Source organism: Anaerocolumna jejuensis DSM 15929 (genome assembly GCF_900142215.1).
Classification (GTDB): Bacteria; Bacillota; Clostridia; order Lachnospirales; family Lachnospiraceae; genus Anaerocolumna; species Anaerocolumna jejuensis.
Map to the genome: position 1 here is coordinate 40,800 of NZ_FRAC01000009.1, position 25,400 is coordinate 66,199.

General features: G+C 42.2%; 26 protein-coding genes. 12 read left to right on the forward strand and 14 right to left on the reverse strand.

The genetic code is table 11. The features are described 5' to 3' along the window. Positions 1-693 precede the first annotated feature (693 nt). Positions 694-1,236, reverse strand: a complete 543-nt coding sequence (locus BUB77_RS08125; protein ID WP_073274686.1) for a hypothetical protein — start codon at positions 1,234-1,236, stop codon at positions 694-696. Between the two features lie 160 nt (positions 1,237-1,396). On the opposite strand from BUB77_RS08125, the gene BUB77_RS08130 reads away from it, so the two are divergent. Next, positions 1,397-2,110 carry an AzlC family ABC transporter permease gene (locus BUB77_RS08130; protein ID WP_073274688.1) on the forward strand — a complete coding sequence of 238 codons (714 nt, stop codon included), beginning with the start codon at positions 1,397-1,399 and terminating at the stop codon, positions 2,108-2,110. Then, positions 2,101-2,436, forward strand: a complete 336-nt coding sequence (locus BUB77_RS08135; RefSeq protein ID WP_073274689.1) for a branched-chain amino acid transporter permease — start codon at positions 2,101-2,103, stop codon at positions 2,434-2,436. The genes BUB77_RS08130 and BUB77_RS08135 overlap by 10 nt, the downstream gene beginning before the upstream one ends. On the opposite strand, the gene BUB77_RS08140 is transcribed toward BUB77_RS08135, so the two are convergent. After that, on the reverse strand, positions 2,411-3,325 hold the full coding sequence (locus BUB77_RS08140) for a LysR family transcriptional regulator (protein ID WP_073274690.1): 915 nt from the start codon (positions 3,323-3,325) through the stop codon (positions 2,411-2,413). The two genes, BUB77_RS08135 and BUB77_RS08140, sit on opposite strands and share 26 nt — an antisense overlap. A 139-nt stretch (positions 3,326-3,464) precedes the next feature. Between BUB77_RS08140 and BUB77_RS08145 the strand changes: the two genes are divergently transcribed. Then, positions 3,465-4,799: an MATE family efflux transporter gene (locus BUB77_RS08145; protein ID WP_073274692.1), complete on the forward strand. Its 1,335-nt coding sequence runs from the start codon at positions 3,465-3,467 to the stop codon at positions 4,797-4,799. A gap of 155 nt (positions 4,800-4,954) precedes the next feature. Here BUB77_RS08145 and BUB77_RS08150 read toward each other — a convergent pair whose 3' ends face one another. The 5 genes from BUB77_RS08150 to BUB77_RS08170 form a co-directional block, all read right to left on the reverse strand. Continuing rightward, positions 4,955-5,746: a sugar phosphate isomerase/epimerase family protein gene (locus BUB77_RS08150; RefSeq protein ID WP_084124003.1), complete on the reverse strand. Its 792-nt coding sequence runs from the start codon at positions 5,744-5,746 to the stop codon at positions 4,955-4,957. Between the two features lie 44 nt (positions 5,747-5,790). Continuing rightward, complete coding sequence (locus BUB77_RS08155; protein ID WP_073274696.1) at positions 5,791-6,546, reverse strand: DUF4886 domain-containing protein; 756 nt, start codon at positions 6,544-6,546, stop codon at positions 5,791-5,793. Positions 6,547-6,940: 394 nt separating this feature from the next. Then, complete coding sequence (locus BUB77_RS08160; protein ID WP_242962427.1) at positions 6,941-7,456, reverse strand: GNAT family N-acetyltransferase; 516 nt, start codon at positions 7,454-7,456, stop codon at positions 6,941-6,943. Positions 7,457-7,683: 227 nt separating this feature from the next. Further along, entirely contained in the window at positions 7,684-8,613 is a 930-nt protein-coding gene (locus tag BUB77_RS08165; protein ID WP_084124018.1) for a polysaccharide deacetylase family protein, read from the reverse strand. Between the two features lie 80 nt (positions 8,614-8,693). After that, on the reverse strand, positions 8,694-9,506 hold the full coding sequence (locus tag BUB77_RS08170) for a purine-nucleoside phosphorylase (RefSeq protein ID WP_073274700.1): 813 nt from the start codon (positions 9,504-9,506) through the stop codon (positions 8,694-8,696). 246 nt (positions 9,507-9,752) lie between these two features. Between BUB77_RS08170 and BUB77_RS08175 the strand changes: the two genes are divergently transcribed. The 4 genes from BUB77_RS08175 (at position 9,753) to BUB77_RS08190 (ending at position 11,418) form a co-directional block, all read left to right on the forward strand. Continuing rightward, the gene (locus BUB77_RS08175) at positions 9,753-10,148 is read left to right on the forward strand and encodes a DUF2089 domain-containing protein (protein WP_073274702.1); all 396 of its coding nucleotides are present in this window, start codon (positions 9,753-9,755) and stop codon (positions 10,146-10,148) included. A 135-nt stretch (positions 10,149-10,283) separates the two neighbouring features. Continuing rightward, positions 10,284-10,742: an SHOCT-like domain-containing protein gene (locus BUB77_RS08180; RefSeq protein ID WP_073274703.1), complete on the forward strand. Its 459-nt coding sequence runs from the start codon at positions 10,284-10,286 to the stop codon at positions 10,740-10,742. Continuing rightward, positions 10,732-11,061: a hypothetical protein gene (locus BUB77_RS08185; protein WP_073274705.1), complete on the forward strand. Its 330-nt coding sequence runs from the start codon at positions 10,732-10,734 to the stop codon at positions 11,059-11,061. The genes BUB77_RS08180 and BUB77_RS08185 overlap by 11 nt, the downstream gene beginning before the upstream one ends. 21 nt (positions 11,062-11,082) lie before the next feature. Continuing rightward, complete coding sequence (locus BUB77_RS08190; protein ID WP_073274707.1) at positions 11,083-11,418, forward strand: phage holin family protein; 336 nt, start codon at positions 11,083-11,085, stop codon at positions 11,416-11,418. A 5-nt stretch (positions 11,419-11,423) separates the two neighbouring features. Here the strand turns inward: BUB77_RS08190 and BUB77_RS08195 are convergent, their stop codons facing one another. Together BUB77_RS08195 and BUB77_RS08200 are read right to left on the reverse strand one after the other, a co-directional pair. Further along, complete coding sequence (locus BUB77_RS08195; RefSeq protein ID WP_073274709.1) at positions 11,424-12,311, reverse strand: DegV family protein; 888 nt, start codon at positions 12,309-12,311, stop codon at positions 11,424-11,426. Positions 12,312-12,475: 164 nt separating this feature from the next. Further along, entirely contained in the window at positions 12,476-13,360 is an 885-nt protein-coding gene (locus BUB77_RS08200) for an SDR family oxidoreductase (protein WP_073274711.1), read from the reverse strand. A 625-nt stretch (positions 13,361-13,985) separates the two neighbouring features. Here BUB77_RS08200 and BUB77_RS08205 point away from each other — a divergent pair. Further along, positions 13,986-14,948: an AraC family transcriptional regulator gene (locus tag BUB77_RS08205; protein ID WP_073274713.1), complete on the forward strand. Its 963-nt coding sequence runs from the start codon at positions 13,986-13,988 to the stop codon at positions 14,946-14,948. A gap of 248 nt (positions 14,949-15,196) precedes the next feature. Here the strand turns inward: BUB77_RS08205 and BUB77_RS08210 are convergent, their stop codons facing one another. Further along, positions 15,197-15,778 carry a TetR/AcrR family transcriptional regulator gene (locus tag BUB77_RS08210; RefSeq protein WP_073274714.1) on the reverse strand — a complete coding sequence of 194 codons (582 nt, stop codon included), beginning with the start codon at positions 15,776-15,778 and terminating at the stop codon, positions 15,197-15,199. A 170-nt stretch (positions 15,779-15,948) separates the two neighbouring features. On the opposite strand from BUB77_RS08210, the gene BUB77_RS08215 reads away from it, so the two are divergent. The 4 genes from BUB77_RS08215 to BUB77_RS08230 all read left to right on the forward strand — a co-directional run bounded on the left by BUB77_RS08215 (position 15,949) and on the right by BUB77_RS08230 (position 20,249). After that, positions 15,949-17,190 (forward strand): hypothetical protein, encoded by a 1,242-nt coding sequence (locus BUB77_RS08215; protein WP_073274715.1) that lies wholly within the window; start codon positions 15,949-15,951, stop codon positions 17,188-17,190. Between the two features lie 186 nt (positions 17,191-17,376). Further along, positions 17,377-18,387: a dTDP-glucose 4,6-dehydratase gene (gene rfbB / locus BUB77_RS08220; protein ID WP_073274717.1), complete on the forward strand. Its 1,011-nt coding sequence runs from the start codon at positions 17,377-17,379 to the stop codon at positions 18,385-18,387. 40 nt (positions 18,388-18,427) lie between these two features. Next, complete coding sequence (locus BUB77_RS08225) at positions 18,428-19,609, forward strand: MerR family transcriptional regulator (RefSeq protein ID WP_073274719.1); 1,182 nt, start codon at positions 18,428-18,430, stop codon at positions 19,607-19,609. A 193-nt stretch (positions 19,610-19,802) separates the two neighbouring features. Then, positions 19,803-20,249 carry an RrF2 family transcriptional regulator gene (locus BUB77_RS08230; RefSeq protein WP_073274721.1) on the forward strand — a complete coding sequence of 149 codons (447 nt, stop codon included), beginning with the start codon at positions 19,803-19,805 and terminating at the stop codon, positions 20,247-20,249. Positions 20,250-20,307: 58 nt separating this feature from the next. Here the strand turns inward: BUB77_RS08230 and BUB77_RS08235 are convergent, their stop codons facing one another. From BUB77_RS08235 to abc-f, 4 genes are all read right to left on the reverse strand, one after another. Then, positions 20,308-20,649, reverse strand: a complete 342-nt coding sequence (locus BUB77_RS08235) for a NifB/NifX family molybdenum-iron cluster-binding protein (RefSeq protein WP_073274723.1) — start codon at positions 20,647-20,649, stop codon at positions 20,308-20,310. A 36-nt stretch (positions 20,650-20,685) separates the two neighbouring features. Further along, complete coding sequence (locus BUB77_RS08240; RefSeq protein ID WP_073274725.1) at positions 20,686-21,567, reverse strand: radical SAM protein; 882 nt, start codon at positions 21,565-21,567, stop codon at positions 20,686-20,688. A gap of 100 nt (positions 21,568-21,667) precedes the next feature. Continuing rightward, positions 21,668-22,546: a nitrogenase iron protein gene (gene nifH, locus BUB77_RS08245; RefSeq protein ID WP_073274727.1), complete on the reverse strand. Its 879-nt coding sequence runs from the start codon at positions 22,544-22,546 to the stop codon at positions 21,668-21,670. A gap of 335 nt (positions 22,547-22,881) precedes the next feature. Then, positions 22,882-24,840, reverse strand: coding sequence for a ribosomal protection-like ABC-F family protein (gene abc-f, locus BUB77_RS08250; protein WP_073274728.1), 1,959 nt, complete (start codon positions 24,838-24,840; stop codon positions 22,882-22,884). Positions 24,841-25,400 lie beyond the last annotated feature (560 nt).

Consider the following 25,400-nt stretch of genomic DNA (forward strand, 5'->3'; position numbering starts at 1 on the left):
ATGCCTCCCCCTTAGACTCTGCCTGCCATTCAGGCATAACGGATAACCGTCAAAGGCATGAGCCTGGCACCTTCACCTCCCTTTGATTTTTAAGAGCTCTTATGAATATTGGAATTCAGGAATCCCCAAATTCAGGAATCAGGCATTTGGAAATCCTGTAAAAGCATCGGCAATATAAGTTTAACGTTAAACCAATCGCACTCTGCCTTTGCTTTATATCTTATATTAACATGGGTAATTTAGATATGCAAGATTTATTTGGTATATTTTGTATATATTTTAGGCTATTAGAATGGTATTTTTGTACCATTTCCATGACTATCGATTATCCTCCAGAGAATAGTCATGGAATGCCAAGCACACCCAGGGGATATTATAAGGTTCTGACGCTCTCTCCCTCTTTAATAAACAACTGTGTTTTTGCTTACCGCCCGCCAGCATAATATCTCTGTGATTAAGCTGAAACAGATACTATGTCAGTTCTTTTGCTGCCGCATAATTATCAATAGACACACAGCCCAATCCCTTCCCCTCCAAATGAACATCAATGAGCACGCATTACCAATAAAAACAGCATCTTATGTATGTGCTGAATATAGATGGTATAACACGCAGACGTAGAAAACTATATAACCATGAAGCAAAGCCTTTAGTGTCTCCAAACGGTATTATGCTTATTCAGTATGTGTATGATTAATCCACTACCTCAAACGTAAATACAACAGGGTTTACAATATTTTCGCTTAAAGGAGACACATCCACTGACTTAATCTTCAGTTTTATTCCCAATGCTTTTTGGTATTCATACAAACGCCCGCCTGCGCATCTTTCAAAATATGTTTCAATTGATGCCGGATATCGAAACATTCCTTTTGGTGCATGCTTGTAGTATCCATGGCTACAGGCAAAAGTGACTGTGATTGTATTATCCTCATTCAATACGGCTGTTCTGCCAAAGGTATTTGTAAATAGCTCCAGCCTTTCGGCAAGGGGCTTGTCAGCGTGTTCAAGTGCGAAGGCTTTGCGTTCTTTATCGTATCCAGTACCGCTGCAACTTCCGTTTTGCTCGAATAACCGGAAGCGTTGCTCCCTGGTGAGCTGTTCTTCCATCGCTTTTATAAATTTTTCCTCGCATTCATTTCCTTTATATGCTTGAACAATGTTCTCAAACAAAGGCAATATCTCATCAGGAATTCCATTTTTACGCATTTGCATAATTTTCAGCATAGTTTTCATTTGTATAGACCCTCCTCCTTAATATCCATCACAGTTGCTTTTCTTTTCTATCCTTCTCCCCATAGTTGACAAATTCCTATAATAATTTTACAATAACCCATGCAGGGTCATTGTAACACTGTACCCTGCTGCTGTAAAAAATCATTCAGAGGAGCTTCCCATGCATAACCGACATAAATACCGCCGTGCTTTCCTGGCGGCTTTCCCAAATACTCTGCCCATCCTGACCGGCTTTGCCTTTCTGGGCTTTGCCTACGGCCTGCTTATGAGTACCAGTGGCTATGGTCCCATCTGGTCCTTTTTAATGAGCTCCATAGCCTTCTGCGGCAGTATGCAGTTTGTGGCAATTACTCTGCTTACCAGTCCTTTTGCTCCCCTTCAGGCATTTTATATGGCTCTTATGGTCAACGCAAGGCATTTATTTTATGGATTGTCCATGCTGGAAAAATATAAGGGTATCGGCAGGATTAAGCCTTTTTTGATCTATGTACTGTGCGATGAAACCTTCTCCATTGTTAACAGCAAGGAACCTCCCCAGGGCGTTGACAGGGCAGCCTTTTATTTTTTTGTTTCTTTTCTGGATTATTCCTACTGGGTCATTGCTTCTACAATGGGCGGCTTATTAGGCAGTGCCATACAGTTCAACACCAAGGGACTTGATTTTGTATTAACTGCCCTTTTCGTTGTCATATTCCTGGAGCAGTGGCTGGAGGGCGGAAACCATTTCTCTGCCTCAGCCGGTATAGCCTCCTCCATAATATGCCTGATGCTCTTTGGTGCCGGAAACTTTATCATACCTTCCATGCTGCTCCTTCTTCTTGTACTTACCTTTTACCGAAAATACTACAAAGGAGAACCTTCCTCATGTACTTAACACCGCTGCAGACTTTAATTACTATAATTGCAATTGCTCTTGGCACAATGCTTACCAGATTTTTACCCTTCCTGCTCTTTCCTGAGAAAAAGACTCCTCCTGCCTACATAACTTATCTTGGCAAGGTACTTCCAAGTGCCATTATCGGTCTTCTGGTCGTATACTGTATGAAGGGAATTTCCTTCCTGGCTTTTCCCCACGGTCTGCCGGAGGTCATTGCCGTTCTGGCCATCCTTTTACTCCACTTATGGAAAAGGAATACCCTCCTAAGTATTACAGGCGGCACCCTTGTCTACATGGTTATGGTTCAATTTGTCTTTGCCTGAAGCTCTCCTCTCTTTCCGCCAAAAGCTTCATCATTTTCTCGGCTGCCGAAGACAGGGGATGGGAATTCAGGGCAACTGCACAGATATATCTTTCCTTCAGGGGTTCTGTCACCTCAACAAGTCCTACGGTTCCTTCCTTTATTGCCGCGGAAGCAAAATTATAGGGAACGAAGCCAACTCCGAGACCGTATGCAACGGTAGGTACAATCAAATCCGCCGAGGCCAGCTCGATATCCGGTACCAGCACCTCACCTTTGGCCAGAAATAAACTCTCCAGATACTGTCTGCTGATGGTGCCTTCCTCCAGGCACACAAAGGGATAGCGGCAAAGCTCTCTCAGGGAAACCTCTCCTTCGCACAGGGGATGTCCCTTCTTGGCTATAAAGACGTCCCGAAAGGCTTTGAGCTTATGGATACTTAAATCCTCCGCTTCCATTGGTGTAATGATTACCGCCATTTCGATATTTCCATTCCGCAGCTTCTCAACGGCAGACGGTGTGGAGCAGTTGGATATCTTTAACCGGATATTCGGATACCAGTTCTTATATTTCTCCAGGTAGGACAAAAGGAAATGCTGCATGGTCATTTCACTGGCCCCAATATGCAGAATGCCCTCCTGCATTTCCCTCCGGTTCATCAGCTCTTCTTCCGCAAGGTCAATGTGCCGGTAGGCCTTTGATACATGCTCATAGAGCATTTCTGCTTCCGGCGTCAGCACGACCCCCTTTTTGGAACGGATAAACAATACCATTCCAAGCTCCTTTTCCAGATTCTGAATGTATTTACTGACTGTGGGCTGGGATAAATACAGCTCTTTTGCTGCCGCTGTTATGCTTTTATTCCTGGCGACAAAGTAAAATATCTTATAATGCTCCAGATTGACCTTCATCTATTTCCCTCCCATCCATTCCTTTTTTCTATGGATATAGCCGTATTTTACTATTTTACAAATGTTTTTAAGAATACTATAATAAAATGCGTGCGAAGAAGCAAGACAAAATTCAGATTACATCTAAGAAGAGGTTTGTATGATAAAAGATTTAACCCAAGGAAGTCCAAGTAAAATTCTGATTCAATTCTCCATCCCCATGTTTATCAGTGTAATATTCCAGCAGATGTACAGCCTGTCGGACAGCGTGATTGCAGGCAAGTTCGCAGGTGAAAATGCTCTGGCTGCCGTCGGCGCTTCCTATCCGATCACCATGATTTTTATGGCAATTGCCTTTGGCAGTAATATCGGCTGCTCCGTCATTATCTCCCAGCTTTTTGGCAGAAAGGAGTATGGAAAATGTAAGACCGCTATTTCCACCACACTGATCGCAACCCTTGTCCTATCCCTGATTCTTACGGTAGTGGGCCTGCTCGTAGCCGACCCAATGATGAGGCTGATTCAGACACCTGCCGATATTTTTAGAGAGAGTTCCTTGTTTTTTAAAATCTATATAGGAGGCTTTGCCTTTCTCTTTTTATACAATGTAGCAACCGGTATCTTTACTTCCCTTGGAGATTCCAACACTCCCCTATACTTTCTCATAGGCTCTTCCGTAGGTAACATACTTTTATGCCTGTTATTTGTAGGACGCCTGCATCTTGGTGTTGCCGGAGTTGCCTGGGCTACCTTCATTGCACAGGGTATTGCCTGTATCCTGTCTCTGGTTACCCTTGTAGCCAGGTTAAAGCAGCTTAAAGCAGAGGCTTTTTCCTACTTCTCCTTTTCCGTATTGTGGCAGATTGCCCGTGTTGCTATCCCAAGTATCCTGCAGCAAAGCTTTGTTTCAGTGGGCAATATCTTTGTCCAGAATCTGATCAACGGCTATGGTACACCGGTTATCGCAGGCTTTTCCGCTGCCATTAAGCTTAACACCTTTGCCATCACCTCGTTATCAACTCTTGCCAACGGAATGTCCAGTTTTACTGCCCAAAATGTAGGTGCCAGAAATTATGACAGGATTAAGAAGGGCTTTCACAGCGGTATTGCCATGGTTCTTGTTATCTGCCTGCCCTTTGTGTTGTCTTACACCTTTCTAGGCAGTCAGCTCATATCCTTTTTTAAGGTCGACAGTTCTCTGGGCCTGGCAACCGGTATTCACTTTTTACAGATTGCCTCTCCCTTTTACTTTGTTATCTCTGTCAAGCTCCTGGCAGACGGTGTATTAAGAGGTGCCGGTTCCATGGGCCAGTTCATGGCTGCTACTCTGACGGATTTGTTCTTAAGAGTTGCACTCTCTTACATTCTGGCTCCCATTTTCGGTACCAATGGAATATGGGCTTCCTGGCCTATTGGATGGATTGCTGCAACAATCCTCTCCATGTACTTTTACTTTTCCGGCAAGTGGAAGGAAACAGACGTGTTAAGGGAATAATTTTAAATAAGGTTTCATTAAGATTTTTACAAAGGTTTACACTATAGAAGGTAAGCAAAAAACCGGTAATTCTATGTATCGACAGAGTTACCGGCTTTTTTGTTTATTATTCTTTTGTTTCTTATGTTTCTTTTGTTTCTTTTATTTTCCTACTGCTATTCCAGTATTTTATTTTCTTGCAGCCATTTTACAGATTCCTTAAGGCTTTGGGCTGTCTTGGTCTCCAGCACGCACCTGCTCCTTGTATTCTTTGCTATTGACAGCTTTTCCGCAAGATTTACCTCTCCCGTTCCCAAGGTAAGATGATTTTTTTTACCGAAAGCATCATGAATATGAAAATGCTTTAATCTCTCCTTATGCCGAAGGATAAATTCCTCATCTGTCTTACCGGCAGCATAGGAATGCCCGATATCCCAGGTCAAGGTAAACACATGGCTTTCAAGCATCCGCTCTATCCCCTCTTTTTGAAAGGGCAGATATCCGTCCGTATTCTCAATAGATACCACAAGCCCGTTGCTTCCGATAATCTCCGTACACCGGTTACGGAATTGTTCCAGCTTTCTGAGATAAAGCTCCTTATATTTCTCAAAGAGATATACCTTTTTATCCGGAAGTGTAAAATAGACTCCTTCCTGCATATGCATATTAAGCAAGGGCACTCCCAGTCTTATGGCAGCCTTTAAGGTCTCATAGACCGTTTCTTCATAGGCTCCGGCTACCCGGCTGTTAAAGTCGCACACATTCAGGTTCTCATCCAGATGGATGGTGTAATAAATCCCATATTCCTTTGATAATTCCTTGAGATAATCCAGATTTTGAAATACTTCCTCGGTGTATTGAGGCAGATTCATATTAAGCTCTATGAACTGTAACCCCAGGCTCTGGCACAGGGCGGCATTTTCTCTTAAGGTTTCTAATTCAATCAGTGTGGGCATACCGTAATCCATATGGAGCATCCTTTCATAATGCAGAATTAAATAACACTGATACTTTATTTCACTGAAGCCAAGCAGGCATTCACTCCTTCTCTCACAGTCCTGAGAAGTTCTGCATCCGTCTCTGTGCCTTCTGCGGACGGAACAAAGGTGTTTGACAGAACATCACCATGAAGCAGAGTCTTATACCAGGTAAGTGCCAGAGCATAACGCCCGTAAGGGATATTCATATGGTAGCCGTCACGGCAAAGGCTCAGACCGCCCTTTCCATAGTCAAAAGCCGGAAGGCTCCTTAAATACTGAATTACATCACCGCAGGGTATCACTGGTAAAGAAAGCTTTTTCGCAGCAAGCTCATAGGCTCTGGTCAATTCCTCATACATCTTGTCCTGACTGTGGTCATAATAGGCATACTCCTCATGATTTGAATCCTTTTCATAAGCCCAGGTCTTATGTATCCACTGCTTTGCATGGGGTACCAGACTGCTTACATACTCCGAAAGCTTCTCAATATAAGGATAATAGCTTTCCGGCAGACCGCTCTGTCCGCTGCACTGCTGCAGAGTAACTATGTCCCATTCCTCTTCCAGTAATGCTTCTTTTATGGATATTTTTCTGCCCGTATGACTTCCGTTTAACTGGTAATCATAATCCGCAATATCCCCCTCCACATTGTTCCAGTGTCTTTCCAATGAGCACCCTCCAATATAGAGATTTACTGCCTTGATGTTATCTCCCCCTGCCTGGGCAATCTGATAAAAATATGCCATAGCGTCTTCTGAAAAGCTGTTTCCAATCGCTAAGATTTTCATTTTAACTCCTTCCATAAATGTAACATATTTGATTTGGTATTTATGAATACATCATTCTAATTACAAGTCTGCTTCGATAGTGCTCAAATATAAATTAAAATATGCATCACATTTTTTACTGTCACATTTTATATCACATGCTGTTCTGTGAGATGTGATATTTTCATCACCAATATAATACCGCAATTTTTTATAATATAAAAGCATAAAAACAGCGTTAATATTAAATTTCTTTCCTTTTCCTGATATTCTTTTGTTGTAACTTCTTTGGCTTTCTTAAAAGCTTTATAGAATCAGGGCAGACCGGAAAAGCCGGCAGCGGATTATAAAATTTCCGCCAGCCGGCTTTTTACACGTATTTATAAAAAATGGTGCAACTATATTATTGAGATGTTCAGATAATATTCTTTTCCATAATATAATCATCCATGCTGTAGCCGTTCCCGATATTTGCCACCTGTGCCCGTACAATATGAAAGCCCATTTTTTCATAGACTTTAATACTGTTATCGTTATATCGGTTTACCGTAAGCCACATTTTATTTAATCCTCTTTCCTTACAAAGCTCTGTTATAAAATCCATTGCTTCTTTGGCATACCCCATGCCTCGGAACTCTTTACTGATGTAGAGCTTGCTGAGAAAAAGAGAACCATCTCCCTGGGCTTTAATTCCAATATATCCGGCGGCGGCACCGCCAGGCCTTAAATTATAATATTCAAACCCCTGGTTTTCAATCTGGTCCGTGATAGCTCCCACTGATTGAAATTTCTCTACCATATACGCGATTTGCTCCCTGGATAAAATCTGTATGTAATATTCATTCCAGATCTTGCGTGCTAACTGCGCCAATTGCTCCATATCCTCCCTGGATATAACTTTCTCGATTAGTAATTTCATTTTAATAACCATGCCTTTCTCACAGCCTGCAAACTTTGAGCCGCAGGCACAAATTTGCGTGTGAAAAATCTTTATCTTTCACACTAACTCCTTTTGTGAATATCAAATCTTTGATATGATATTCCTGAATACATAGTTGAAAAATGTTTTTTATTTTTCAACCTATCCTCCTATGCTTATCGCAAGCCTGCTTGCGGTACTGCTCAAATAGTAAGTTAAAAAATGCAGCCACATGGGCACTATCTGATAGTCTTTTTGACATCCTCAAGCAATTCGCTCATTGGATAGTTATGGGAACGGCAGATTCTTTTCAGATGATAAAGGGTCTTCTTGTCTTTCGTTATCTTATTGACTCCGTAATCACAGGTGAGTGCCGCTTGAAAGCCCAGCTTTTTAATGATTTCAATGGTATTATCATTGTATTCCCCATAAGGAATTGTAAATGTAGTTGGTGTAATTCCTGTCATATCAATGATTTCCTGCTGGAGCTTCATGACATCCTCTGTAAGGACGGCTTCATAATCCTGCAGGGCTTCTCCTCTTTTCTGCTTACAGCCCACTCTTCCGGCGCGGGTAGAATGCAGGTTGTAGGTGTGGTTCTGTATTTCTATCAGACCCGATTCCAGCATCTCATCCAGCAGAGGCCAGGTAAGATGGGCATACTGCAAATGGTCGTCTCCCACCCTTGTAAAATCATCGGTGCTCTTGCCTATGATAGACAATACAATTTTGGTGTCATATTCCTGCAGGAGGGGGTAGGCATAGCGGTAGGTCGTCAGATACCCGTCATCAAAGGTTATCATAATCGGATTCTCCGGAAGAGGTTTATCCTCATAGACATAATCAATAACGTCCTGCATTGTAATTGAAGTATAGTTATTTTCCTTCAGGAATTTTAAATCGCTCTCAAATTCGCCGGGATTTATAATATCCTTGCCCGAATTGTTCTTCTTGATGTCATGATACATAATAATTGGCAGGTATATTTTTTCCTCTGCTCCAGCAGGCACTCCGGCAGGTGTACCAGTAGGTGTACCAGCAGATACCTCCGCACCGGCAGTAGTGGCTTCCTCCTTTGTATGCTTTGGAAAATGGACTAATGGCAGCGTTAATATAATAAGCGTAGCTGCTAGGATAACACAAATACACAGATATTTTTTATTCGACATATACAAGCACCTATAAACCGATTAATATAATATATGTTTTTTGCTCTGCATTATCCCTGCTAAATAAAAAAGGGCAAGGCTTATATCCCTTCAATGACTCCGCGCAGCAGATTTGTCAAATCTTTGGAAGCCTTATTAGCCGTTTCAATGACCCTCTCATGAGAATGTTTTACCTTCTGGATACCTGTTGCCATATTGGTAATTACCGCCAATCCAAGCACCTTTATTCCAAGATAATTGGCAGCTATGGTTTCCGGCACCGTAGACATCCCGACAGCATCTGCTCCAAAGCCTCTTATCATTCTTATTTCTGCTGCGGTTTCATAATAAGGTCCCGGAAAACCGGCATATACTCCCTTACCATAAGGAATGGAAAGCTTATCCGCTGTTTTTCCTGCCAGTTCTAAAAGTTCCAGATTATAAGGCTCCGTCATATCCGGAAATCTTGGACCAAACCTTTCATCATTTATGCCAATCAGCGGATTGGATGGCATCAGGTTAATAAAATCCTGAATAAGCATAATGGTTCCAGGAGTAAAGCTTTCATTAATTCCTCCGCAGGCATTGGTAAGTACCAGCTTCTCAATTCCAAACAGCTTCATCACAAATACAGGATAGGCCACCTCTTTCATGGAATAACCTTCAAAAAAATGGAATCTTCCCTGCATAATAAGCACCGGGGTGCCTTTCAGCCTCCCGGCGACCATCCTGCCCGCGTGTCCTTTTACTGTGGATTGGGGGAAATTCGGAATATCACCGTATTCCACTGTTTCTGTATCCGTAAGGGATTCCACAATATCACCAAGCCCCGAGCCCAATACCACCGCAATCTTTGGTGAAAGGCTTATTCTGCCCTTCAGGTATTCTGCTGATTCCAAAACTTTCTCGTACATACGTCACCTCATTCCTTCGTATTCACACTAACATTTTTATTACCTTTTTTTATTATAATTTATTTTTCCTTACTTCGCAAATAGGAATTCTTTTAGTAATAATTAAAAGCATTATCTACATCAGGTTAATTTATTTAATTCAAATCTTAAAAATATTAATTTATATATTAATATTTTTAATTTTCGTATTGACATAATAAATCTACCGTAGTATATTGTAGTAAATAAATAAAGGAGGTATTTTCCATGAGATATAAGGCTCCCGGCAACTGTCCTGTCTGCGGGGAAAAGCTCTCCATTACAAAGCTTGGATGTCCGAAGTGCCATACTTCACTGGAAGGAGACTTTGAACCCTGCGAATTCTGCAGACTGCCTGCTGAGGATCTGGAATTTGCAAAGATATTTATTAAATGCAGAGGTAATATCAAGGATGTTGAGAAGGAACTTGGAATTTCTTATCCAACCGTCCGCGGTAAGCTGGATGCTGTTATCCGGAATCTTGGCTTTGAGGTGCCCTCAAAGGAAGCGGCAAGAGATAACGACTTTATAAAAGAAGCGAAGGAAGAGATTTTAGAGCAGCTGTCAAAAGGGGAAATCTCTCCAAAGGAAGCAACGGAAAGAATTAAGAAATTAAATCTGTAACCGTCTGAATGAAACAAAAGGATAAGGTAATGAAGTTTGGGTGAATGAAAATAAAAAGAAAGGGCCACCTGCATATTCCTTCACTCTTCCTATTTGTGGCAGTATCGCTGACAGCGGTATATAATGGTATAATATATGAATGAACAATTAAAAATTCTGGAAATGATTGAAAAAGGACAGATTACCGCAGCCGAAGGCATGGAGCTTTTGGAAGCCCTGGGGAATACAAAGGAAACCACTGAAACAAAGGAAACGAATGAAATATCCGTCACGAACCCGGTTATTAAGAAAAGCCAGTATAAATTTCTAAAGATTAAAGTCTCCTCCGACAATAAAACAGTGAATGTCAATGTTAACGTTCCCCTTGGTCTTATCACGACCCTTGGAGAGGTTGCCGGTAAAGTAATGACCCATATACCGCCCGATGCCAGAAGCAAGATGGAAAGCAAGGGCGTTTATATATCCGATATTGATTTTCAGGAGATCATAAACCAATTGCTAAACGGAACCCTGGATGACCCCAGCATTGTAGATGTAGAAGCCTGGGATGAGGACAGCCAAAGCATGATAAGGGTAAAAATTTATGTGGAGTAAAATCTATCCTGTTATGTGGATATCTGTAAAAGTTAAGGAAAAAAGAGCCTTTTCAATTTCCTTTCCCATACCTTTAAGCCTATTGGATGAGCTGATAGACAGCACCGTAGATTTATTAAGCGTCATAAAATTATTTACTCCCAATGCACCTGTATCTAAAATAACCTCCGGTGAAAAAAAGTATGTTTTTACACCGGAGGCACTAAAGGTATTTCTGGAGGCTGTACACACAATAATACATTCTTTAAAAAAAGATGGTTCCTATGACTTAGTGGACGTAGCAACCAACGAAGTGCAGGTCCTGGTCAAAATTTTATAAACTTATCAGAAAGGACATTCTATGAAAAAGATATTTTTTCACTATGTTTCCTACATTGCAGTTATATATCTGCTCTCACTGGCTATTCCTACAGTTTCCGTTTACAATTCGTTTTCCCTGCTATTTGTGGGCGTTGTACTGCTCCTTGTGAACCTGCTGCTGAAACCGCTCCTGTTACTGGTGACCCTTCCTCTGAATATACTGACCCTGGGCCTGTTCAACTTTGTGGTCAATGCCTGGACCATTATGATAGCTGATCACTTTGTAAGCGGAATTGCAATGGGAGGCTTCTTAAATTCCCTCCTTGCAGCTTTTCTGATCAGCCTGCTAAAGCAGCTTCTGGATGATAAAAAGTAGCTTTCCTATTCCGTACGTTTAACTCCTGCAAAATAAAGGGCGACCGTCCCGGGGCCTGTATGGGAGCCAATAACAGTTCCGATGTTATTTATCATCACTTTTCCATTAAGCTTCGGGAATTTCTCCTCAATCATCTCTGCGACCAGTTTTGCGTCTTCATAACAGGAGGAATGGGAAATATAACATCTTCCTGAATAACCGTACCGGTCAAGTGCATATTGCTCCATACGCTTTACCATCTCTTCCGACACCTTTTTCTTTCCCCTGTACTTATCCCTGGGAATCAGCTTTCCTTCATGGCTTACATTCAGAAGCGGGCATATTTTCAGAATAGTGCCAAAAGCAGCGGAGGTTGCGGATATCCTTCCTCCCCTGTAATAGCTTGTAAGGTCTGTGGAAAAGAACCAGTGATGGATGGTGAGCTTATTCTCCTCAATCCACTTATCGCACTCCTCTATGGGGAGTCCTTCCTTTTTCTTTTCCATTCCAAGAGTAACAAGAAGTCCATAACCGGAAGATGCTGCCAGTGAATCCACTACATATAACTTATTTTCCGGATACTTTTCTCTTAACATATCCGCCGCGATACAGGCGGAATTATAGGCACCGGATATACCGCCGGACAGGCTTATATGCAATACATCCCTGCCTTCTTTTAGAAGCGGTTCCCAGACTTCCATATATTGCTCCGCATTGGGCTGTGAGGTAGTAGAAACAGCTCCCTCCTTTATTTTATTATAAAATAAATCAAAGGGCATGGATTTTCCCAGGTCATCCTCGTATTCCTTTCCTTCCATCGTATAGTGGAAATGAATGATGGGGATATTATTTTCCTTAAAGAATTCACCTGGCATATCCGCTGTGGAACAGCAGGTTATAATATAATCAGACATCTTCTTCCCTCCTGGCATTATTCACTATATACATATATCACAAGGCTCATGCCGCCTCATGTAGTAATTAAAACCATTATATCTCTAGTGATAAGCTCTGTAAAGGGAATCTATGGTATTTTTAACAGAATTTGAATGGAAGAACTCTCCCTTTTTCAGTTAATTTAATAATAATGCGGGAGACTGATATCCTCAAGCAAGCCTGGATATGACGGCTGCCAGCCAAGCTGTTCTCTTGTCAGCTGGCTTGACGCAGGGACATCCATGGCTGCAAAGTTCGTGAACCATCCAAAATGATTGCCGGCTTCTTCGGGAGACAGGCTGACAACAGGTACATTTAATTGGCGGCCAATGGCACCGGCGATTTCTTTAAATGGAATACTCTCTTCGGCAACTGCATGGTATCTGCTGCCTGCAATACCTTTTTCAAGTATCAGACGATAGAGATGTGCCGTATCAAATCTGTGGACGGCGGGCCAGCGATTGCTGCCTTCTCCAATATAAGCAGAAACACCTTTTTCCTTTGCCAGTCTTATCAGGTTCGGAATAAAATTGTGGTCACCTTCGCCATGAACTGACGGTGCCAGCCGAATCACAGAGGTCCTTACTCCCTTCCCGGCAAACTGTATTACTGTCTGTTCTGACAGCCCGCGGGAATGCGGTCCTGTAACTGGTTCTGTTTCCTCTGAAACAAGATGTCCCTGGGGAAGAATTCCTATTGCGGAAGTAACAATGAAAGGCCGTCCTGAGCCTGCAAGTTCTGTTCCAATTGCTTCTATCGCGCGCCTGTCTGTCTCAGTGCTGTCCTTAAATTTTGTAAAATCATGATTAAATGCTGTGTGAATGACACCATCTGCATTTGCCGCTCCGGCCCGCAGGCTCTCCAAATCCTCCAGGTCACCTTTATGTACCTGAACTCCGGCGGCACTAAGGGATTTCACCGCCTCGTCTGAACGTGCAAGACCTAATACCTCATATCCGGCTCCCATTAATTCCTTTGCTACTGCTGAGCCAACGAAACCCGTTGCTCCTGTTATAAATATACGCATAATATAATACCTCTTTTCTGTTTAACCTTTATACTATTCTCATACTGCCTATTGTATAGGACTTTTATAGTATAATTGATTTTCCAGAAGGATATTTGCCTTATTTTCTCCTCTTTTTGTCTTATTCTCTTTTTGTCTTAATCTCCCTTTGTCTTAATCTCCCTTTGTCTTAATCTCCCTTTGTCTTCTTTTCCTTTTTCTACTTCTCATTTCTCTTCTTCTTTTTTTCAGGAAATGCATACACAACCTGGGATGAATTGCTAAGTAAATTCTGCTTAATTAATAAGTATTTATGTAATTCTTTTAAAAATATTTAATACTTGCATTATCTATCGAAAGGATATATAATTATTGGTTTACATTTATCCGTATATCAGGTTATTGCAACGCACTTTTAACCTCCAATGGCATGATATTTATTGCCTTCATTGCCCTGGCCTTCCTTCAAGCTACTACTTTTCCGGTTTGGAGCATGTTTTTAGCTTTGATGTTTTTAGCTTTGATATTTTCAATAATGGAAGGCTTGTTTCAGTTAAGGGATATTGGCTATGCCATAAATAGTTCGTTTCTTGTCAGATGCAGTGGGAAATCACAGAATTAATAGAGGAAGGAGACATTTTTAATAATGGTTATAACAAATGAAAGTTCCATATCACAGCCATTGGCCAGCTCCAATCAATTACTCGATGCAGAGGTGGCCCGGCTGGTACAGCTGTTAAGCGCCTGTACTCCACAGGATGGTGTTGCAGGCATGTCCATTCCCGGCTTATATATTGTCCGTTATTCCGAAAGTACTCCTGATTTCATAAAAACCTTCTATTCCCCTTCTTTGGGAATTGTAGCACAAGGAGCCAAGTCCATCGCTGTGGGGCAGGAAGCCTACAGCCTTGGCCGGTGTCAAATGATGATGCTTCCTGTTGCGCTGCCTGTCTCTCTGAAGGTTACGGAAGCCAGCCCCACCGAGCCACTTCTCACTGTCAGGCTGGAACTGGACCCTCAAAAGATGGCGGAACTGGTGTTAAAGGTATATCCTGAGGTATATCCTCAAGGCCTCCCGCAAGTAAGCCAATGGCGTGCAGGCTATATAACAGATACCGATATAAACATGATCAATGCGGTATCAAGGCTCATTGAATGCCTGCAAAATCCCGGCGATACAGAATTACTGGGACCACTCATACTGGAAGAGATTCTGATACGTCTTCTTCGCAGCCCCATTGGAATACATGCTGCTGAGATGGGATTTGCAGACTCCAGTGTCCATCACATTGCAAATTCAATTGAATGGCTTCGCAAAAACTTTTCCCAGCAGATAAAAGTTGCAGAACTGGCAAAGATTGCACATATGAGCATATCGTCATTTCATGAACATTTTAAAGCGGTCACATCCATGACTCCGGTACAATACCAAAAAGCCCTCCGCTTGCAGGAAGCAAAACGCCTGATGCTATCCCGGCAAATGGATGCCACCACTGCCTCCAGGCTGGTGGGATACATAAGTGATTCTCAGTTCAGCCGCGACTACAGCCGCTTTTTTGGAGCCTCTCCCAGAAGGGATATCGCGAAAATAAGAAATACATCACAATGATTTTATTCTATAATATTATTCTACAAAAAGAGGCGCTGCACAATAACTGCAGCTGCCTCTTCTGAAACTTCTTATCCGCTATCTTCTCTCCATTCATCAGCTTTAAGGTGGAATCATCGGCACTCCGATGTCATAAAAGGAATCAAATACTTACGGCACTCCCCCTGTCCGCATCAAGAAGGTAATACACTGCTTTCATCCCAGCACGGACAGAATATTCCATTGTAAATACAATCTCTCTGCAGCTTTCAATGTAAGGAAGTAACCGAAACCCTCTTGGTATTAAATTTCTCCAAGGAATTTCGAAAATCTCCCTGAAGCAGAATGCTCAGCCTGTCCATAATTTCTTTGGGCTCTTCTTTCATTCCCCTTCCTATCCAGTCAAGGACCAAACCAACAAAAGCATATTTGTAGAAATTAGCGATATATTTTTTATCTTCTTCTCTGACGGACATATCCTCTGCAAATTCGTCCAAAACCCCAATCAGCAAATTAAAAGTCTCGTTATAAAGATAGGCTTCCAAGTGCTCTCTGTTAACAGAATGATAGGTGCTTTTTACAAATGCCTTGTTTTCCACAATATATTCAAATATTTGAAGGAAACCCTGCTGCCAGGTCGTAGCAGTTTTGTTGCCATCCAATGCTTTGGTTGCTTCAATGGTATATATCCACTCCACCAGATCATAGATATCCTTAAAATGGTAGTAAAAGGTCTGCCTGTTAACCTCACAGTCCTCGGTTATATCCGTTACCGTTATCTTATCCAAGGGCTTTTGCTTTAATAGATTCTTGAGAGAATAAGCCAGAGCTTTTTTTGTCGTTTGTGACATGGGTACTCCTCCAATTTCATTATTTCTCCTATAGTCATTATACCGAAACAATTCCCCACAATCAATAGTTTAGCACTTATCTTATACAATTATTGATTTTAGCTGCCTTGTTCTTTATAATACATTTAATGGCACAGCATGCAATAGCTGGAAAATAAAGGAGAACAGTTATGGATTTCTTTCATGAGAATACGATTATAAAATCTTTCCTTCCTGTTTTAAGAGAACGCTGGTTATCGGCAGCGGAGGCCTTTCCCTCCTGTTTGACACAGGTATCCCGTGAAGCGAAGGAAAAGAACGAAGCCTATGTCAAAGAAATATCTGCTCAGTTCCACCAGCAAATCACAAAGTATCCACGCTTTCCCCTCGGCAGAAGGAGATGGAAGAAAAAGACCTTCCGCCTGCTATATCAGGTTCTGTCCGAAGAGACCATCCTTGAACTGCACCGATACCTCCCCCATGAAAGGGTAGAAAACCTCATTTCGGAAATCAAAGAATTTATAAAAAGGGTCCGTACCGATGCGCCGGCTTTGTCCTTTGAGGACATGGGGCAGGCTGTCAGAAACTATACCGTCTATCTGATGTTCAAGGAAATCCATCAGGACACCTCTGACTTTTCCAGAGCCTGCTACGGTTACAGTATGCTCTATCCCTTTACGGATAATTATATAGACAATACCGCCTGTACCAAGGAGGAAAAAGCCCGCTATAATTCCCTTATCAGAGATTACCTGAAGGGAGAAGCGGCAGCTTCAACCTCCGAGCATGATGACAAGACCCTGTACTTTCTTTCTGCTGCAAAGGAATCATGTAAAGAAGAAGCCCCCTGCCCGGTGACAGAGCTTTTGCTTATGATGCTGGATGCCCAGGAGAAAAGCCTGGAGCAGCAAAGCAAGGATAACTCCCTGGATTATGAAAAGCGCCTTTTTATATCTCTGTATAAGGGAGGCATATCAGTGCTCATTGACCGCTTCTTTGTAAAGGAAAGGATTACCGAGGAAGATATGATCTTTTATCTGGGATTTGGGTTCTTTCTGCAGCTTGCCGACGACCTGCAGGATATCAGGGAGGATTCGGAGAAAGGGCACCAGACTCTGTTTACTATCAATACACATCCTGCGGAAGAAGAAAAGACCGTTAATAAGCTTTTATTCTTTGTAACTGATTTATGCAATTCCTTTCCCACGGATAACAAAAGCTTTCTGGAGTTTGTTCTGATGAACTGCTATCAGCTCATACTTATGGGCGTACAAGGAAGCCGGGAATATTTTTCAAAGGAATATGTAACACATATGGAGCAATGCTTTCCCGTCACCTTTTCCTTTCTAGAGACAATGCCTGAAAACCCTTTTCAAAACAGTAACATTGAAGAGGGAAGGTTCTTCAGGATTATGGATACACTGGTACTGTAATATTAATGAAAAAAACCGATTATTTTTAAAGGCCTATAGAATTCAAGCCTTGCAGTTAAAGACTTTCAGACTGTGGGATTAAACCTTTCAGATTTCCTTATTAAAAACTTATTAATAATGTGCTTGACTCTTACGCTAGGTAACCTTCTACAATATGATTACTAAAACATATACAGGAGGTTTCTTATGAAAACATATCTTATTACCGGAGGTGCCGGGTTTATCGGCTCCAATTATATTCACTATTTAATGCAGCATCTGAAAGAAGAAATCAGAATTATAAACCTGGACGCCCTGACTTATTGTGCAAGGTCTGCAAATGTAAGCTGCTATGAAGGAAGCAGTGCTTACCGCTTTGTAAAAGGTGATATCTGCGAGGAAGCTCTGCTGGAGGAACTATTTGCAAAGAATGACATTGACTATGTAGTACACTTTGCAGCTCATTCCCATGTGGACAGGAGCATCCGTTCCCCAAAGGAATTTGCCAGGGTAAATGTCTGCGGCACCTTAAGCCTTTTGGATGCTGCCAAAAATGCCTGGGAAAGGGATTTTAGCGGCAAACGTTTTCTCTATATTTCAACGGATGAAGTATACGGTGAACTGAAAGGGCCTGGCAAATTTACGGAAAATACGCCTGTGCAGCCCAGAAACCCCTACTCCGCCAGCAAGGCCGGAGGTGACCATATGGCAAGAGCCTATTATGAGACCTATGGGCTTCCTGTCCTGGTAACAAGATGCTCCAACAATTACGGCCCCTATCAATATCAGGAAAAATTTATTCCAAACTGCATCTTATGCTGTCAAAAGGGCCAGCCAATACCTGTCTACGGAGATGGACTGAATATTAGGAACTGGCTGTATGTCTCAGACCACCTGTCGGCCATTGACAAAGTGTTAAAAGAAGGCCGAATTGGAGAGGTTTATAATATCGGTGCCGAAAAGGATTATACTAACCTTGAGATAATTAATAGCATAACTTCTATTTTAAAGAATGAGTACCAGATGAGCATTCCTTCCATTGAATTTATAGAAGACCGGAAAGGCCATGACAGAAGGTATTCCATGGATGCTGCAAAGCTTCAGAAGGAACTTGGCTGGAAGCAGGAGGTTTCCTTTGAAGAGGGAATAAGAAGGACGGTGGGATGGTATATGGAGAACAGGGACTTTATGGACAGTCCTGCAATCCCTTCCCATTAAATAATGAAGTAATTACAGGAAGTGAAGGAGGTGATATTCCATGAACGATTCATTTTATACTACCGGAGAATTTTCAAAAAGAGCCAATATATCTGTACGGACAATACGGTATTATGATCAAAAGGGACTGCTCAAGCCTTCCCTAATGAAGGATTCCGGCTACCGCTATTATACTGACAGGGATTTTGCCAGCCTGCAAAGAATCCTTGTACTGAAAAAACTGGGCTTTGCCCTGGAGGAAATCAAGGAGATTACCATTAATTCCTCGGATGCTTCCTTTGTAAAAGAATCCTTACAGCTGCAGCAAAAGCTCATTGGTGAGAAAATCGCTGAATTAAGGCAAATGGAACAGATGTTAAACGAAACTTCCGCCCTGCTTTCCCAATCGGAAGAGCCTGACTGGAGCCAAATTGTGGGTCTGATACACCTTTTAAATATGGAGGAGACTCTTCTGAGCCAGTACAAGACCTCCAAGAATCTTAAGGTACGCATCGATCTGCACAGGAAATACGCCCAAAATCCCTTAGGCTGGTATCCTTGGATATGCAGCAAACTCCCTATTCGTGAGAATCAGAATATCCTGGAGGTCGGGTGCGGAAACGGAGAGCTTTGGCGGGAAATGAAGGATTCCCTTCCAAAGGGAGCCTCTCTTTTGCTCTCCGATATTTCCTCCGGTATGCTAAGAAGTGCCGCTGCCAGATTAAAGGGGATATCGCCTTCCTTTTCCTTTGAACAGTTTGATATGCAGAATATTCCCTATGAGGATAATTCCTTTGACCTTGTCATCGCCAATCATGTCCTGTTCTATGCCAGAGACAGAAAAAAAGCCCTTGGCGAGCTTTACCGTGTCTTAAAAAAGGGCGGCTGCCTATGCCTTAGCACCTATGGCAGGAAGCATATGAAGGAAATTGAAGAACTGGCAAAGGAATATGACGAGCAAATTGCCCTTTCGGAGGTTAAGCTTTATGACATTTTCGGTCTTGATGAAGGGGCTGAGGAACTAAAGGCCTTCTTTCAGACCGTTGAGAAATACCTTTACGAAGACAGCTTGCTGGTGACCGATATAAGGCCCCTGGCCGATTATATCTATTCCTGCCATGGAAATCAAATGAGTATCTTAAAGGATAGGGAGCAGGATTTCGAGAAATTTCTTACAAGAAAGCTCGGTAAAAAAGGCCTCTCTGTTACAAAGGATGCCGGAATTTTTTGCTGTATAAAATAATGTATGATATCCGCCCCAATTTCATATGCTATTGACAGTAATATCTTTTTCATATATTATAAATACATATTTGAATAATATGAAATAGAACACTATTGTCAGAAAACAAAGCACTTATGAATATTATTTCTAAACAAAAGACCCTTTTGTTTACCATATATCAAATCTGTCTGACAACAGATTGGAGGATACCATGAGATTATCAGCAAAAAGTCGTTATGCACTTGCGGCAACCATACACATGGCGCAGCTTAACAATAAAAATGACTATATTACCCTAATCAGTATTTCTGAAAAACTGAATATTTCAAAAATCTACCTGGAGCAGGTTTTTTCCTTATTAAAGCGCGGTGGAATTGTTACTTCTATCAAAGGCTCACAGGGCGGATACCAGTTAAGCGGGGAACCTCAGCACATTACCGTATACGATATCCTGTCCGCTGTGGAAACCTCTTTATTTGAAACCACGGAGGAGACTATAAAAGATACGGCTCCTGAAATGGAAGAAGCTATGAAGGCTTCCATTTATGATTCCCTAGATTCAGTAATCAGGGAAACCCTTCAAAAGGTCACTCTTTATGACCTTGTATCCGAATCAGAAAAATATAAATCCGAGCAGGGGTTAATGTTTTTTATTTAAGCCTAAATCCCGTCTGGTTCAGTATCCTTCAGCTTATTTCAGTCTGGTTCAGTATCCTTCAGCTTGATTCCGAATGATACTGAATCAGTCTTTTTACCGCCTCATCGATGTAATGGGTGATTACAAAAGCGGTAACTCCTTTTTTGCTAAGGGCATATTCAGCTCCCGGGCCAATCTGGCTTACCAATACGTATTTGCAGTCGGACAACAGCTCTGCATTCCGTGCCAGTAAGTCCTCCTCATGGCTGCCTCCCTGACAGGCCGGGGCGGTTTCCCTTGTCTCTATGTAATGGTATTCCCCGGAATCCTCCACATGAATAATATAAAACTTCTTTGTTCTCCCAAAATGCTGGTTGATTACCTTGCCATCCGTACTGGCAACTGCTATTTTATAGGACATATTCACCCTCCTGAATCATCTGGCCGCATTGCAGTATCATCCATGGGAGAAGGTATCCTTATGGGCAATCCTGTTCAGATATATCTGATCGCCAAAATCCTTTTCTCCCGGTATACCAATGGCATCTGCCCGGCATCTTTGACAGTGGCGGAAAACATCAATATATTGGGCGGCTTTTCCTCTGGCTGTTTCAATCTGCATACAGTTGGGAGCTTCACATTCCGACAGCTCATATTGTGGAATCAGTGGTATCAGATTATAAATAGAGGCACCTGCTTCACTTACGGTTCTTGCTATCTCTTCAATGTGCCCGTCGTTGATACCCGGTACAAGTACCGTATTTACCTTAATTGTAATTCCCGCTTCCGAAACCTTCCGTATCCCTGCCAGCTGGTTCCTGATAAGAATCCCTGCTGCCTCTTCCCCCTCATACCGCTTGCCGTGATACACAATGGAGGAATTCAATTCAGCCTCGATGGCAGGGTCCACCGCATTGACCGTTACCGTTAAAGAATCGATTCCAACCTCAAGGATTTCCTCTGCCCTTTCCGAAAGCAGCAGGCCATTGGTGCTCATACACTTGAGGATATCCGGAAAAGCCTCCTTTATAAGTCGAAAGGTATTAAGGGCATAGTCCGTTGCCAGGGTATCTCCCGGACCTGCGATACCAACTACCGTAATCTCAGGACATAGCTCCAAAGACTTTCTTACAATTTCCAAGGCCTCCTCAGCCTGAATGACCACGGAGGTAACGCCGGGCCTTTGCTCATAATCGTTGATTTTTCTGTCACAGAATTTACATTCTATATTACACCCCGGGCTCACCGGTAAATGGATTCTGCCCTTATTCGCCCTGTGCCCTGCAAAGCATGGATGAGAATTCTTTAGCGCTTCGTAATTATTCCTGTTATCTTCCATCTTGACTCCATTTCTGCTCACGCTTTTCTGCCTGTAACTTTAAGCGAATGAATATTCCTGTTAACGGATGCAATTATTATATTAAGTTTCATTTTCTCCCTTATAAATTGCTTGCCTGCTCTGTCCGTATGGTTCCGGTTTCCATGGCTAAAAGGTAATCTCCCCATTTGGCTGCCCACTCTCTTAACTCACCGATTTCAAGAGGAGCAGGGACCTTTGATTCCGTATGGTTTGCTATCTTTCTGGCAAGCGAACGGTACACATCTGCCTGTGCCGTATTGGGTGCGGCTTCAATGGTGGTCTTTCCCTGCAATTCGCTCTGGGTTACGGTTACGGAGCGGGGAACATATTCAATTACCTGGGTATTGGTCTTTGCAACGAAATCATCGATTATTTCTTTGGAGTAGGGTGCATTGATGGAATTGGCAATGACACCGCCAAGTAAGGCTCCGCCTGATCTTGAGTACTTATGTATTCCTTTGAAAAGGTTATTGGAAGCATATATGGACATGAAATCCGCAGAGGATACGGTAAATACATGTTCCGCTATCCCTTCTCTGATTGGTACGGCGAAACCGCCGCATACAACGTCTCCGAGAACATCATAAATGACATAATCCAAATCCAGTTCTTCGAAAACCTTCTGCTGCTTAAATAATTCCACCGCAGTAATAATACCTCTTCCGGCGCATCCGACACCGGGTGCGGGGCCTCCGGCCTCCACACAGTAAATACCGTGAAAGCCTTCGAATATGACCTCACTGGCTTTTACCGTACTCTTTTCTCTCAGCGTATCCAGTACGGTGGGTATATATTTTCCATTGCGCAAGGTATTCGTGGAATCACTTTTCGGGTCGCAGCCAAACTGCATTACCTTATAACCCATCTCAGATAAAGCGGCAGACAGATTTGATGTCGTTGTTGATTTGCCGATGCCTCCTTTACCATAGATTGCAATTTGTGTTGTTTTTTTCGCCATAATCCTTTTCCCCTTCTATTCATTTTCGATGACTGCCTCTGATTGTTATATTAACATACTATTCATATATGTTTAATATTATTAATTTTTTTCATATAATATACTATCCGGTTTTAAATGTCAACTACTTAGAATAAATTTGACGAAAAAAAGGGCTGTCGCAAAAAGAACAATCAATACCGGATATTGTATACATAAACGAATTTATGCAAGATATCCGGTCTGAACTATCTATTTTGCAACAGTCCCTTCTCCAATCTTACAGCACATTTTATAGCCTGAGAGAACGTAAATTCAATGCTAAGCCGAATATACAACCAAATAACCGGCTTAACCTAATTACAATCCATCCATTCCTCCATACAGAAATCAAGCTCTGCTGATAATTCCTCCTGCCTGCGGTAAAGCTTATTAAGCTCCTCAAGCAGGATATGAGGAGAATTCATACTTTCTCCTATGCTGCTGATTTCTTTTTCCAGGTTTTCAATCCGGGTTTCAAGATTTTTCTTTCTTTCTGCCGTATCTTCCTTCTTTTCCTCTTTTTTTCTGCCGCATCCCCCATGGGGTTTTACTTTTATGCTGTCTTTCTTAGCGGGAGTATCAGCAGGCTTATTTTCAGCCTGCCTGTTAAGCTTCTCTTTTATCTCCTTATAGTCATCGTAATTTCCGGCATAGCTTATAAGCTTTCCTCTTTCCAGTGAAAGTACCCTGCCGGCAGCTTTATTGATAAAGTACCTGTCATGGGAAATAAAAAATACGGTTCCTTTAAAGGCTTCCAGCGTATTCTCGATATTTTCAATGGAGGAGGTATCCAGGTGGTTGGTAGGTTCATCCAATATCAGCAGATTTGCCTCATGAAAAATTAGTCTGGCAAGCATCAGGCGTACTCTCTCTCCTCCGGACAGGTGCTTTACCTTCTTATACACCGTACTGCCAAAGAACAGGAACTTTGAAAGATATTCTCTGGCCGCTCCTTCCAGAATTGAAATATCTTCTCTAAAGCATTCGACCACTGTCAGTTCTTCATTAGAAAACACAAGCTGCTGGGGAAGATACGCTGCCTTTACACTGCTGCCGAGCTCTATGATGCCATCATCCGGCACTTCTTCTCCCAAAAGCATCTTAAGAAAGGTTGTTTTGCCGCTGCCATTCTGCCCAATCAGGGCAACTCTTTCCCCATAATAGACCTGTACTTCCCCATCTTCAAAGAGAACTTTCCCGCCATAGGCTTTTTTCAGGCCCTCTGCTTTGATTACGATATTTCCCGACCTGCCCGTCTCTATAAAGTTCAGTTTCATATCTTTTTTCTTAGTAACGGGCCTTTCTATCCGCTCTATTTTATCAAGCCTGTTCTGGATGCTGGCAGCCCTTTTATAGAATTTATTATTACCGCCCTTAGAGGCCCATTCCCTTAACTGCTTTACGGAGGTTTCCATTTCACCGATTTTCTTCTGCTGTTCCCTGAAGGTCTCCTGCCATAAACGGATTTTTTCTTCTTTCAGGCGGAGATATTCCGTGTAATTCCCCTGATAAGTGTCACTTTCCTTCTCTTCAAATTCAATGATTTTTGTTACGGTATGATCCAGAAAATATCTGTCATGGGATACAATAATTACGGTTCCCTTATAATTTCTTACATACTCCTCCAACCATTCTACGGATTCCATGTCCAGGTGGTTGGTGGGCTCATCCAGTAGCAGGATATCCGGGCTGTCCATCAGAAGCTTTCCAAGGGCTGCCGTGGTCTTCTCACCGCCGCTTAATATGCTAAAATCCTTATTTAAGAATTCTTCGCTGAATTTAAGGCCCTTGCATATCCGGTTCAGCTTCTCCGTCACCTCATAACCGCCCTTGCTTTCATACACTTTAAGACAGTTATCATATCTCTTCAGTATCCGCTCCAGCTCTGCCTCCTTTGCATGCTGCATGTCTTTTTCCAGGCTTCTTAGCTCAGCTTCCAGGGCATACACTTCCTCAAAGGCAAGATTCAGCACATCTATTACCTTAATCCCTGCTTCATAATCCGGTATCTGGTTAAGATAGGCACAGGTTACCTCCTTCGGCAGTATAACCCATCCTTCATCATATCCCGGAGGTACCGGAGCATAGGGATAGCCGGCACAGTGATTCAAGGTCAGGATGCCGGCAATCAATTTCAGTACCGTAGTCTTACCGCTTCCGTTTTCTCCGACTATTCCAGCCTTTTCACCTTCATTTACCATAAAGGTTATATTATTTAATACCAAAGTGGTATCCATATATTTCTTTACACCATTAACAAATAAATCCTTCATAAATTCCTCCAATTCCCTGCCCTTACAGCCCCAGGCTCACACCTTCTCCGGCTGCAGGGGCAGGCTCTTTTGATATTCAGGCAATTGACCTGCTTTGCTTTATGCTTTTAATTGGAATTCCATTGATAAAGGATAGTCTTAGATGAATTTTGCGGACAAAAAAACTGCAGAAAGAATACTCTTTCTACAGTGCTGTATTTCCTATTGTTCAGATGACAGAGCCTAATGCTTCTCAAGCTCTTTGGCTGATGCTTTCCAAGCTCATTTCCTGATGCTTTTCAGGTTCTTTTCCCGGCTCTTCAGCTTTAAGGCTAAAACAATCTTTCTTTGTGTAATATCAGCAAAGTATACCCTTCCAAATATTTCCTTTATAATGATTCCATTATAAATAGCCTATTTAATTGATTCATGGCTGCATTTTTTGGGTATCATACCTTACTGCTCCTTCCGTTCTGTAATAACTTTCTATCTGTATTTTATCAGGTTCTTTTTCACTTTCCTACCTCAAGAATTTTTTTAAAAATTCCTGACCCAATGAAAGTACAGATAGCTATATAATC